The organism is Ideonella sp. P3_A4, from assembly GCF_056403075.1.
Genome location: NZ_JBFUGE010000142.1, coordinates 1 through 12914, shown reverse-complemented (window position 1 = coordinate 12914; position 12914 = coordinate 1). Strand labels below are relative to the sequence as shown.

Sequence of the window (12914 nt, the reverse complement as noted above, 5' to 3'; positions counted from 1 at the left end):
ACGCAGGCGGCGGTAGGTCACATGCACCGTGGTCTCGGTGATGCCGTACATGTTGACGAGCTGGGGCGCCTCGTCGCCGTGGCGGTCGACCCAGTCCTTGAGTTCGCCCAAGGCCAGCGCCTCGCCGCCGAAGACGACGACCCGCAGCGCCAACGGCGCGGGCCGCAAGGCGTCGAACTGCGCCAGGCGGACGAAAGCCGACGGGGTCTGGTTCAGCACCGTCACCCGCTCGTGCACGAGCAGCGCATGGAAGTCTTCCGGCGAACGCGCCACCCAGCGCGGCACGACCACCAAGCGGCCACCGTAGGCGAGCGCCCCCCACAGCTCCCACACCGAGAAATCGAAGGCGTACGAGTGGAACAGCGTCCAGGTGTCATCGGCTGTGAAGCCGAAGTCGCTCTGCGTCGTCTCGAGCAGGCGCACCACCTGGCGGTGCTCGACGAGCACCCCCTTGGGCCGGCCGGTCGAACCCGAGGTGTAGATGACGTAGGCGAGATGACCATCGCTCAGGCCGTCGGTGCGCCGCGCCGGCGACGTCGCCGGGTGCGTGGCCAGGCGTTCGCCGAGTTCGTCCAGGCACAGCACCGCCGGTCCATCCGCCGGCAGGCGACCGGCCAACGCGGCGTCGGCCAGCACCAGCGCAGGAGCGCTGTCTTCCAGCAGCATCGATAGGCGTTCGGCAGGGCAATCGGGGTCGATCGGCACGTAGGCACCGCCCGCTTTCAGCACGCCCAGGATGGCAACGACGAGGTCCGGCGAGCGCTCCAGCAGCAGGCCGACCAGGCCGTCCGGCCCGACGCCGCGCTCGACGAGTTCATGCGCGAGGCGGTTGGCGCGCGCCTGCAGCTCGCCGTAGGTGATCGACTGGTCGCCGAAGGTGAGTGCCACCGCGTGGGGCCGTTCGGCGGCTCGCGCCTCGAACAGCTCGTGCAGGCAGGGGCCGGGTGCGCGCGCAGCAAGCGCAGGCGAACCGGGCCCGGCGTTGGACAGCGCGAGCAACTGGGCCTGCTCGGCGTCGCCGATCACCGACAACGTGTCGATGTCGCTGGTGTCGTCGGCGGCCATCGCGGTCAACACGCGCGCCAGCCGGTCGCCCAGGCCTTCGGCGGTGGCCGCATCGAACAGGCTGGTGGCGTACTCGATCGCGCCGACGACGCGCCCGCTGTCCTCGCGCAGCGTGGCGGTGAGGTCGAATTTGGTGAACGAGCGAACGCGCGCGTAGGGGTCGTCGACCACCACGTCCGGCAGCGTGAGGCCCGCGCGCAGAGCGTTCTGCCAGGCGAACATCGCCTGGAACAGCGGGCTGTGCGCGAGGCTGCGCGTGGGTTGGGCGAGTTCCACGACCTGTTCGAACGGGATGTCCTGGTGCTCCTGCGCGTCCAGGACGCGGTCACGCACCCGGCGCAGCAGTTGCCCCACCGTCGGCGCCCCCGCGAGGTCCATGCGCAGCGCGAGCGTGTTGGCGAAGAAGCCGACTGCCTCGTGCATGTCCGCGTCACCGCGATTGGCGGCCGGCGTGCCAACGACCACGTCGTCCTGGCCGGACAGGCGCGACAGCAGCAGCGCCCAGCCGGCCAGCACGGTCATGTACAGGCTCACGCGGTGCTTGCGTGCCAACGCCTTCAACGCAGCGACGAGACCAGGCTCCAGGGCCACCGATGTCGATGCACCCGTCAGGTCCTGCTCCAGCGGCCGCGGGCGGTCGGTCGGGAGCTCGAGCAACGCCGGCGCGCCGCGCAGCGTGTCGGTCCAGTACGCGGCCTGGCGCTGCAGGTTGTCGCCCTGGACCAGCGCACGCTGGCGGCGAGCGTAGTCCGCATATTGCAGCGGCGGCGCCGGCAGTGCCGCAGGCTCACCGCGAACATCGGCCACATAAAGCGCCCCGAGCTCGCGCACCAGCACATCCATCGACCAGGCATCGGCGACGATGTGGTGCACCGTCAGCACCAACGTGTGCAGCGCCTCGCCATGTCGCCACAGGCAGGCGCGCAGCACGGGGCCTTGCGCGAGGTCGAACGGCGTCTGCGTCTCTTCGGCGATGAGCCGGGTCAGCAGCGCCTGCATCGCGTCGCCGTCGCCAGCCGTCATGGCAGTGCGCAGGTCCTCCTCGCGCCAGCCGAAGACCTCGGCCCCGACGGGCCGGACCCGCTGCACTGCTTGCTCACCGTCCAGCCCGAAGATCGTGCGCAGGGCGTCATGCCTGGCCACCACACCGGCCAGCGCGCGTCGCAGCGCCGCTGCGTCGAGCAAGCCCTGCAAGCGGGCCTTGAACGACAGGTGGTAGGCCTGGCTGCCGCCTTCCATCTGGGACAGGAACCACAGACGCTGCTGCGCAAAAGACATCGGCGTGGACTGGGCGTGCAGGGTCGCGCCGGCGGTCGGGGCGGGATGGGGGCTCATGGAAACTCCGTGGGATCTCGTTCGGTGCGTAGGGACGCGCCGCGCGACGCGGCCACAGACCACGCTCGCGTCGGGCAGGGTGGGGGCTTGACGCCTCCGATGTCAGGCGTCGGCGGTGGTCACTCGGGGCGCCCGGCGGGCGCGCAAAGCGTCGACCTCGCGCTCAAAGTCGTCGAAGAGCGGGTGATCGAACAGCAGGCGCACCGGAACATCGGTACCCAGCGCCTCGCGCAGCCGCGACACGACGCGCAAGGCCGACAGCGAGTCGCCGCCCAGCTCGAAGAAGTCGGAGCCGGCCGGCGCGCCTGCGAGGCCGAACGCGCTGCACCAGGCCGCTGCGACGATCGATGCACCAGCGCGGCTCGGGGCCGACGCCAAGTCGTCCGTAGGCGCTGGCCCGCCCGACCTGGGCAGTATTTCGGCGCGCAGCACGTGGCGGTCCACCTTGCCGCTCGGAAGCAATGGCAGACGCGCTACCGAGACGACGATGCGCGGAACCATGTAGGCAGGCAACGCCGCCGCCAGGTGGTGACGCAGGGCGGGGTCGTCGAGCAAGGTTGGCTCTGCCGGGCGCGGCCCGGCGACCAGCACCCAGGCGACGAGCTGGTCGGGTTGCGTGGGGTCCTCGCTCTTCACGACCACCGCCTCGCGGATCGGGGCGTGGCCCATCAGCGCCAGCTCCACTTCGCGTGGCTCGATGCGGTGCCCGAACAGCTTGATGGTGAAGTCGCGGCGGCCAAGGATCTCGATCTGGCCGTCCGCATCCTGCCGCGCCAGGTCGCCGGTGCAGTACAGGCGGCCGCCGACCACCGCACCGTCCGGGTCGGGCAGGAAGCGGCTTTCCGTCAGGGCTGGCTGGTTCGCGTAGCCGGCCGCGAGACCTGCCCCACCGGTGTGCAGCACGCCGATCGCGCCGGGTGGCACGGGCGCGAATGCGTCGTCGAGAATCGCCGCGCGCACGCCGTCGATGGGACACCCCGCCGGCACGCTGTCACCCACGGGATCGCCCGGGCGGATCACGCGACAGACCACCGCCGGCTGCTCGGTCGAGCCGTAGCGGTGGATCAACGTTGTCTCTGGCAGGTGCTCGGCGTAGCGGCGGAACAGGCCCGAGGGGCTGTGCTCGCCGCCGATCTCCAGCAAGCGCAAGCCACGCAGCGCAGCGAACGCCGCCGGATCCTGCTGCAGCAGCAGCTGGGCGAGCGAGGGCACCAGCCCGAGGTGCGTGATGCGGTGGGTCGCCACGCGGGCCAGCAAGGTCTCCGGCCGCGAGGCGTCGTCGATCCCGGGCACGAAAAGCGTGACGCCGGCCATCAGCGGCGACAGCAGCTCCCAGGCCGACATCACCACGCTGGTCGACGCCCGGCCATAGGCGACATCATCGGGGCGGAAGGGCAGCACCCGCTGCAACCACTCGAAACGATTCTCGACACTTGCCGCGCTGCACAGCACGGCCTTGGGTGCGCCGGTACTGCCCGAGGTGCAGTAGACACTGCACAAGTCGATCGCCGCGGCTGCAGGCGCACCCGCCAGCTCCGCCAAACTCCGTCCGCGCTCACCCGCGGACGGCGCCTGCGGCGGCACGACGCAAGCGAGCCGACCGTCGATGCGCGCATCCGCAGGGTCGTCGGCCTCGGTGCTACGCAGCAGCCATTCGCACGCCGCGGTGCGCAGCAGCATGCGCCGGCGCTCCTCGGGCAGCCGCCGATCAAGGCAGAAATACAGCGCACGGCAACGCAGGATGGCCAGCAGCGCGATGATCAACTCTGGCGAGCCGTCCAGCGACACCGCGACCACTGTGCCGGCGCGTACGCCGCGCTGGCGCAAGTGGTCGGCCAGCGCGCTCGAGCGCTCGGCGACCTCGGCATAGGTCAGCGCGCGCGTGTCGGTGCGCAAGGCGATGTGCTGCGGTATCGCCGCGGCCTGCGCGTCAATGCGGTCGATGATCATCAGGCCTCCGTCTCGGCGGTGCGCTCGTGCGCGAGGAACTGCTGCCGGTACAGCGTGGCGTACAAGCCGTCACGCGCAAGGAGCTCGGCGTGGGTGCCCCGCTCGACAATGCGGCCACCGTCCATGACCAGGATCAGGTCGGCGCGCACCACCGTCGAAAGCCGGTGCGCGATGACCAGGCTGCTGCGGCCGGCGAGCAGGTGCTGCATCGCGGTCGTGATCTTTTGTTCGGACTGCGAATCGAGCGCCGAGGTGGCCTCGTCGAGGATGACCAGCCGCGGATCGCGCAGCGCGACCCGCGCCAGCGCCAGCCGCTGGCGCTCGCCGCCCGACAGCTTGTAGCCGCGTTCGCCGATCACGGTCATCAGCCCCTGCGGCAGGGCTGAGATCACCTCGTGCACATGGGCCAGGCGGCAGGCTCGCTCGATCTCTTCGTCAGTGGCATCGGGCTTGGCATACAGCAGGCTGTCCTTCACCGTGGCGTTGAAGAACACGGCCTCCTGCGTGACGCTGGCCATGACTTGCGCGAGCGAGGCGGCCTCGAGCTCACGCAGGTCGGCGCCATCGAGGGTGATGCGGCCCTGTGTCGGTTCATGCAAGCGGGTCGCCAGGTAGGTCACGCTCGTCTTGCCGGCGCCGCTGGGCCCCACCAGGGCGACCATCTTGCCGGCCGGCACCTCGAAGGACACGTCGTCCAGCGCGCGCTTGCCCGACGGGTCGTCGTAGGCCAGCGTGACCGACTCGAAGCGCAAGCAGCCTTGCGGCACGCCGGCCGCCGCTGGCGCCAGCGCAGCGTGCTCGGCCGCTGCGGGCAGCTCCAGGTACGCGAAGATTCGGCGGAACAGCGCCGTCGCGCCGAGCAGCTCGACATGCACGTTCACCATCGCCGACAGCGGCGCATACAAGCGTGTGAGGTAAGCGACAAACGCGACGACCGTTCCGACCGAGATCGCGCCACGGATGGCTTCGTAGCCACCCACCAGGTAGATCAGCGCAGGCCCCACGCTGGCGAACGACATGATGAACATCAGGAACCAGCGCCCCAACGCGTTCTGCTCGACGTTCAGGTCGCGCAGAACGCCGGCCTTTTGCGCAAAGTTGCGGCGCTCCGCCTCCTGCCTGCCGAACAGGCGCACAAGCAGGAAACCGCCGATCGACAAACGTTCCTGCACATAGGAATTGAAGTCGGCCACCGCCTCTTGCGTGCGTCCCGCGATGCGCGCCTTGGCCAGTCCCACCCGGCGGGTCGGCAGGATGAAGACGGGCAGGATCAACAGCGACAGCAGGGCCAGGCGCCAATCCAGGCAGAAGATCACGACGATCGTCACCAGCGTTGTGAGCGCATTGCTGGCCAGGTTCACGAGTGTGTTGCTGACGACGTTCTGGATGCCACCGACGTCGTTTTGCAGACGCGAGAGGGCCTCGGCTGGCCGGGTGTTGGTATAGAAGCCCATCGACTGCCGCAGCAGCCGGTCGAACATGCGACCGCGCAGGTCGAGCATCACCTGTTGTCCCAGCTGCGTGGCGATGTGGCTTTGCCAGACGCCGAGCAGGTTGCCCACCAGCGGCGCGGCGACCATGCCGGCCACGAGCAGGCACAGCAGCCCCACGCTTTGCTGCGGGATTGCCTCGTCGATGACGCGCCGCATCAGCAGCGCTGGCACCACCGACAGCGCGGCAGCGGCGCCGATGCACAGCGCCAATGTTGCCGCCTGCCAGCGGTTGGGCACCAGCAGGCGCGCGATGCGCCGCCATTCGGTCAGCTGCGGGGCTGCGCTGGCCGGCTTGCGGTCGTAGTTCAATTGCATGGGGTTCATCAAGGGCGCCTCAGGAGACGGGGAAGTGCCGCATACGGCAGCGACACGCCGACCGCAGCCTCTGGCCGTGTCGGCGGGGCGACAGGGGCGCGCCCCTGTCGACGGTCAGGCCAGCGCGAGCGTCCGTTTGCCGTAGAGCGACTCGGCCGGGATGCCCGACTCCTGGCAGGCGGCAACCATCTTGCGCGACTCGACAATCTGCTTGGAGTCGTCGTCGTAGTCGATGCCCATGAAGTACTTGTACCAAGGCTCCATGCCGAGGGCGTAGATGAAGACCTGGCTCGGCTTGAAGCGCTCCACCAACCCGAACGCCTGCGTCATGTCGCAGCCATTGAGGCGGCGCGAATTCTTCACGTTCTTGGCCACGGGTTTGGTGTGCAGCGCGCCGTACAACCAGGTGTAGGGCGCGCCAACGCATTCCATGCCAATCGCCATCACATCCATGTCGCCCACGTGCTCGTGCACATGCCGGTACATCGTCGGGTCAATGTTCGAGGAATCGGCCCCGAACAACAGCTTGCGGCTGCGCAGGTCGAAATGCCATGCGGTCTTGGAGCGGATGTTGAGGTCGCCGTGCTCACCGAAGAACGGCAAACTGACAATGCGGCCGTCGCCGGGCAGCTCGATCTCGTCCAGGTCATCGACCTCGGTTACCTGGAAGCCCAGTTCGCGCAGCATGAGGCGTAGCGACGGGTCCTGCAGCGAGCCGCCGTTGTTGCGCGGCACGAGGATGCGCCCGACCTTGTAGCGCAGCTGCAGCAAGGTCTCGATGTTGACGTGGTCCTGGTGCGAGTGCGTCAGGCAGACGTAGTCGATGTGCGGCGGCAACTCGCTGAAGCTGACGACTTGGTCCGCGTTGGTGGTGCCGCGTGCAGCGATGACCGGGTCGACCAGCAGCGAGACGGTCGCGGTCTCGACGAGGAAGCCCGCGTGGCCGACGTACTGCAGGCGCACGCCTTCGGTCACCGGCACATGCAGGCGGCTCGGGGCCTGCGTCGTGAACAACTCGCGCCAGGCCAGGCCGCCGGCCAGCGTGCATTGCTCGAACAGCGCATGCGCCTCAGCCTCCTCCAGCGGAACCTCGCGGGCCTTCAGCAGGCGCTCGAGCACCGGCGAGTCGAAGCCGATCCCGCGCAGTTGCAGGTGGCGCGCATCGGGCAGCCGAGGTGTGCTCAAGACGAAAGGCCGCATGCCGTCTTCGGAGAGCAGGCCGAACGACACGCTTTGCAGATCACGACGGTAGTAGCGGCTCTTGTACAGCAGGGCTTCGAGCAGCCGGTAGGACGGCCGATGCTCGGCGTCGAGGTGCAGTTCGACGAAGCCGCGCAACGCCTCGGGGACGTGCTCGTACAGCGGCTCGATGGTCTCGCCCGTCGTGTGGCGGCGCAACAGCTCGTCGAGGGCCTCGACGGATTTCGACAGCTGCACGAGGTCACCGCAGCGGCTGTCGATCTCGTCGACGAGCGCGCGGACCTGGTCCACCTCGTCCTCGCGGCAGTTCATGTAGTCACCGCCGGCCATGCCGGGCTCCTGCGACATCATGATGTGCAGGCTGTGGTTGGCGATGAACGACTTCATCAGCCGCTGGTGCGTGTTCACGATGTAGCGCGAAGCCTGCACTGGTGCGAGCAAGTACGGCCAGGCGTACCAATGGTTGAACAGCGGCTCGAAGTAGACGTCTTCCTTGAGGTACAGGCGCGTGTCGGTCATGGTGTAGGTGGAGTGAATCGGAAAGGAGAGGTCGTTGGGCAGGCACGCGGCCTGCGCCGATGGCGAAACGGTCGACGTCGGCGGCGGCCGGCGCCGTCAGGGCTGCAGCGCGGCCTCGGCCGGCGCAGGCGCTTGCAGGCCGATCGCGCGCGCGATCGTGGCCAGCACGGCGTCGCGCCGCGGGTTCAAGAAGAAGTGGTCACCGTCGAACCAATGGCTGGAGAAGGCCGCGCTGGTCTCGTCCTGCCAGCCCAGCACCTGCTCGGGCAAGCGGTAGGCCTCGCCGCGTCCTGCGAGCGCAGTCACCGGCACCGCCAGGCGAGCACCGGGCTGGTAGCGGTAGGTCTCGGCGAGGGAGAAGTCGGCGCGGATCATGGGCAGCAGCAGGGCCAGCAACTCACGATCGGCAAGGACTTCGGGCGGCGTGCCGTTGTAGTCCCTCAACACCTCGATGAGCGCCTCGTCGCCAAGCAGGTGCAAGCCCCGGGCCGGGTCTCGCCATTGGGGCGCCTGGCAACCCGACACGAAAAGGTGGACGGGCTGCGGCAGGCGCAAGCGCGCCAGGTGGCGCGTGAACTCGAACGCGACCAGCGCGCCGAGGCTGTGGCCGAAAAAAGCAAACGGCCGGTCGGCCGAAGCGAGGAAGGCCGGCGTGAGCGCCTCCAACATCTGCGCGAGCGAGTCGACGGGCGTCTCGATGAAGCGGGCGCCGCGGCCCGGCGGCTGCACGGCACAGACCTCAATATCAGCCGGCAGGCCGGCCTGCCAGTCGGCATAGGCCGCTGCGCTGCCGCCGGCATATGGAAAGCAATACAGGCGCAATCGGCGGGCAGGGCCCGGCGTCCGGATCAACCAGCGAGAAGATTCCATGTATCAGGTGCGCCCGTTTGTCACGGGCGCAGACAGACCCGGGCCTGCCCTGCATTGGACCGGCGCCGGATTGAAAAGAGGGTGAAATCGCTCGAGGCAATGGCGGCCAGACCGGCTTTTGCAGCCGCGGCCCGCTCCTCGAGGCTTCGCTCATCTTGTGTTCGACGGCACCCGTGGATCCCTCCATGGCGCACCCGAATTTCGCGCTTGGGATGGCTGCGCACTCGGTGCGATCCGTCCAGACGTAAATTCTTTGTGTCGTTTTTGAAAAGGATACCACATGCGTCTAGGTATATAGTTATGTGCCTAGACCGCGCCACCCTTTCATGAAGCAGCAATATTGAGTGGGTAGTGGGGCGTGAGGTATGCGGCCTCGACGGCTGCGCTCGCACGAGACTTCAGCCGCGGTGGCCATGGCGGCAAACGCCGTCGTGGCGAATCAAGATCGGGCGCCGTTGCCGATGAAGTCTTCGTCAGGCCGCTTGAACTGGGCGACTCGCCGGCAGAGATGGCCGCTGTTGGGGTCGAGCCCACAACCGACAAGCCCGGCGACGCGAACACGAGCACCACGCGGGCGACAGGCAAGAAAAAAGGGCGGCCCCTTTCGGAGTCGCCCTCTTCGGTCGGCGTCAGCCCGTGAAGGCCGACGCGGATAACAGGCTGAGCCTTACTCGGCGCTGCCCTCGCCACCCGTCGGCGCGGTGGGCTCGAGCTGCTGCAGCTGCGCGGCGGCCAGTTCCTCGGCCTCCTGCAGTGCGATCGAGCGGCGCTCGTTCTCGTCCATGTCTTCCTTGGCCTTGCGAGCCTGGTGGAAAGCCATGCCGGTACCGGCCGGGATCAGGCGACCGACGATCACGTTTTCCTTCAGGCCACGCAGCTCGTCGCGCTTGCCCATGATCGCCGCCTCGGTCAGTACGCGGGTCGTTTCCTGGAAGGAAGCGGCCGAGATGAACGAGTCGGTCGACAGCGAGGCCTTGGTGATACCCAGCAGCACGTCGGCGTAGGTCGCGGTGACCTTGCCTTCGCCGCGCAGGCGGTCGTTGGTGTTGGACAACTCGGAGCGTTCGACCTGCTCGCCGGAGATGTAGGCCGATTCGCCCGGGTTGGTGATCTGCACGCGGCGCAGCATCTGGCGAACGATCACCTCGATGTGCTTGTCGTTGATCTTCACACCCTGCAAGCGGTACACGTCCTGCACTTCGTCGACGATGTAGCGCGCCAGCTCTTCGACACCCAGCAGGCGCAGGATGTCCTGCGGATCCGCCGCGCCGTCGACRATCAGCTCGCCGCGGTTGACCACCTGGCCTTCGTGCACCAGGATGTTCTTTTCCTTCGGCACGAGCTCTTCGTACACCTTGCCGTCCGGATCGGTGATCTGCAGGCGTACCTTGCCCTTGGTCTCCTTGCCGAACGACACCGTGCCGGTCTGCTCGGCCAGCGTGCCGACATCCTTCGGCGAACGCGCTTCGAACAGCTCGGCCACCCGCGGCAGACCGCCGGTGATGTCGCGGGTCTTCTGGCCTTCGACCGGGATACGTGCCAGCACTTCGCCAGGGGCGAGGTCTTGGCCGTCGCGGATCTGCACCAGCGAGCCGACCTGGAAGCCGATCGTCACCGAGTGGTCGGTGCCGGGGATCTTCACTTCCTGGCCCATCGCGTCCAGCAGCTTGACCTGCGGGCGCACGACCTTGGCAGCACCGCGGCGCTTCGGGTCGATCACCACCAGCGTCGACAGGCCGGTCACCTCGTCGACCTGCTTGGCGACGGTCACGCCCTCCTCGACGTTCTCGAACTTCGCCTTGCCGGCGAACTCGGTGATGATCGGGCGGGTCAGCGGGTCCCAGTTGGCCAGCACGGTGCCGGCCTTGAGCTGCTGGTCGGGCTTGACGTTCAACGTCGCGCCGTACGGCACCTTGTGACGCTCGCGCTCGCGGCCGTGCTGGTCGGAGATGACGATTTCGCCGGAACGCGAAATCACCACCAACTCGCCCTTGCCGTTCGTCACGTAGCGCATCGTCGGGTTGAAGCCGATGAAGCCGTCCGACTTGGCATCGACGCTCGAGGCCACCGCCGCACGAGAGGCCGCGCCACCGATGTGGAACGTCCGCATCGTCAGCTGCGTGCCCGGCTCGCCGATCGACTGCGCCGCGATCACGCCCACCGCTTCGCCGATGTTCACCAGGCCGCCGCGGCCGAGGTCGCGGCCGTAGCACTTGGCGCACAGGCCGAAACGGGTTTCGCAGGTCAGCGGCGTGCGCACCTTCACTTCGTCGACGCCGGCTGCTTCGATCACATCGAGCAGGTCTTCGTCGAGCATCGTGCCGGCAGGCATCAGCGTTTGCTGGGTCTCGGGGTGAAGCACCTCGACCGCGGCGACGCGGCCCAGGATGCGGTCGCGCAGCGACTCGATGACTTCACCACCTTCGACCAACGCACGCATCGCGAAGCCGTGCTCGGTGCCGCAATCGACCTCGGTGACGACCAGATCCTGCGTCACGTCGACCAGACGACGGGTCAGGTAACCCGAGTTCGCGGTCTTCAGCGCCGTGTCCGCCAGGCCCTTGCGGGCGCCGTGGGTGGAGATGAAGTACTGCAGAACGTTCAGGCCTTCGCGGAAGTTCGCGGTGATCGGCGTCTCGATGATCGAGCCGTCAGGCTTGGCCATCAGGCCGCGCATGCCGGCCAGCTGGCGGATCTGCGCCGCGCTACCGCGGGCGCCGGAGTCGGCCATCATGTAGATGGAGTTGAACGACTCCTGGTCGACTTCCTTGCCGTGGCGGTCGATGACCTTCTGCTTGGACAGCTGGGTCATCATGACCTTGCCGACCTCGTCACCGGTCTTGCCCCAGATGTCGACGACCTTGTTGTAGCGCTCGCCGGCGGTCACGAGACCCGAGACGTACTGCTGCTCGATCTCCTTGACTTCCTTCTCGGCGCGCTCGATCAGGCCGTGCTTTTCCTTCGGCACCAGCATGTCGTCGATGCCGATCGAGATGCCAGCGCGCGTGGCCAGCTTGAAGCCGCTTTGCAGCAGCTTGTCGGCCAGCACCACGGTCTCCTTCAGGCCGCACTTGCGGAAGGAGGTGTTGATCAGCTTGCTGATCTCCTTCTTCTTCAGCGCCTTGTTGATGTTGCTGAACGGCAGACCCTTGGGCAGGATCTCGGACAGCAGCGCGCGGCCAACGGTCGTGTCGACCAGCTTGGTTTCGGGCGTGAAGGTGCCGTCGTCGTTCTTGGTCCACTCGACCAGGCGGACGGCGATCTTGGCGGTGACCTCGACAGCGCCGTTGTCCAGCGCGCGCTGGAGTTCGACGACGTCGGAGAAGATCATGCCTTCGCCCTTGCCGTTGATGCGCTCGCGGGTGGCGTAGTACAGACCCAGCACCACGTCTTGCGACGGCACGATCGACGGCTCGCCCGATGCCGGGAAGAGCACGTTGTTCGATGCCAGCATCAGCGTGCGGGCTTCCATCTGCGCTTCGATCGACAGCGGCACGTGGACGGCCATCTGGTCACCGTCGAAGTCGGCGTTGAACGCCGCGCAAACCAGCGGGTGCAGCTGGATGGCCTTGCCTTCGATCAGCACCGGCTCGAACGCCTGGATGCCCAGGCGGTGCAGCGTCGGCGCGCGGTTCAGCATGACCGGGTGTTCCTTGATGACTTCTTCAAGGATGTCCCAGACCACCGGCGTGCCCGATTCCACTTCCTTCTTCGCCGCCTTGATGGTGGTGGCGATGCCCATCGCCTCCAGGCGCGAGAAGATGAAGGGCTTGAACAGCTCCAGCGCCATCAGCTTGGGCAGGCCGCACTGGTGCAGCTTGAGCGTCGGGCCGACCACGATGACCGAGCGGCCCGAGTAGTCGACGCGCTTGCCCAGCAAGTTCTGGCGGAAGCGGCCGCTCTTGCCCTTGATCATGTCGGCCAAGGACTTCAGCGCGCGCTTGTTCGCGCCGGTCATGGCCTTGCCGCGACGGCCGTTGTCCAGCAGCGAGTCGACGGCTTCCTGCAGCATGCGCTTTTCGTTGCGCACGATGATCTCGGGGGCCTTCAGCTCCAGCAGACGGGCCAACCGGTTGTTCCGGTTGATGACGCGGCGGTACAGGTCGTTCAGGTCGGACGTGGCGAAACGGCCACCGTCCAGCGGCACCAGCGGACGCAGGTCCGGCG

General features: G+C 67.8%; 5 protein-coding genes and 2 pseudogenes. All 7 read right to left on the bottom strand.

Going from position 1 to position 12914, the window contains the following annotated elements; translation table 11 throughout:
* A partial coding sequence (locus AC1DYI_RS14610; RefSeq protein WP_477204848.1) for a condensation domain-containing protein occupies positions 1 to 2400 on the bottom strand: 2400 nt, incomplete at its 3' end.
* Positions 2401 to 2502: 102 nt separating this feature from the next.
* Positions 2503 to 4350: a non-ribosomal peptide synthetase gene (locus tag AC1DYI_RS14605; RefSeq protein WP_477204847.1), complete on the bottom strand. Its 1848-nt coding sequence runs from the start codon at positions 4348 to 4350 to the stop codon at positions 2503 to 2505.
* A pseudogene (locus AC1DYI_RS14600) lies at positions 4350 to 4529 on the bottom strand (hypothetical protein); the annotation flags it as partial. The gene AC1DYI_RS14605 and the pseudogene AC1DYI_RS14600, both read right to left, overlap by 1 nt.
* An 81-nt stretch (positions 4530 to 4610) precedes the next feature.
* Positions 4611 to 6158, bottom strand: a pseudogene (locus AC1DYI_RS14595) (ABC transporter ATP-binding protein); the annotation flags it as partial.
* Positions 6159 to 6272: 114 nt separating this feature from the next.
* A complete protein-coding gene (locus AC1DYI_RS14590; RefSeq protein WP_477204846.1) occupies positions 6273 to 7877 on the bottom strand; it encodes an MBL fold metallo-hydrolase in 1605 nt (534 codons plus the stop codon).
* A 96-nt stretch (positions 7878 to 7973) separates the two neighbouring features.
* Positions 7974 to 8747, bottom strand: coding sequence for a thioesterase II family protein (locus tag AC1DYI_RS14585; RefSeq protein ID WP_477204845.1), 774 nt, complete (start codon positions 8745 to 8747; stop codon positions 7974 to 7976).
* Positions 8748 to 9414: 667 nt separating this feature from the next.
* Positions 9415 to 12914 (bottom strand): DNA-directed RNA polymerase subunit beta' (rpoC, locus tag AC1DYI_RS14580; protein ID WP_477204844.1); only part of this gene is annotated, 3500 nt, incomplete at its 5' end.

Coding starts and splice junctions, on each gene's coding strand:
- AC1DYI_RS14605 (WP_477204847.1), bottom strand. CDS start 4,350: ATGATCATCGACCGCATTGACGCGCAGGCCGCGGCGATACCGCAGCAC.
- AC1DYI_RS14585 (WP_477204845.1), bottom strand. CDS start 8,747: ATGGAATCTTCTCGCTGGTTGATCCGGACGCCGGGCCCTGCCCGCCGA.
- AC1DYI_RS14590 (WP_477204846.1), bottom strand. CDS start 7,877: ATGACCGACACGCGCCTGTACCTCAAGGAAGACGTCTACTTCGAGCCG.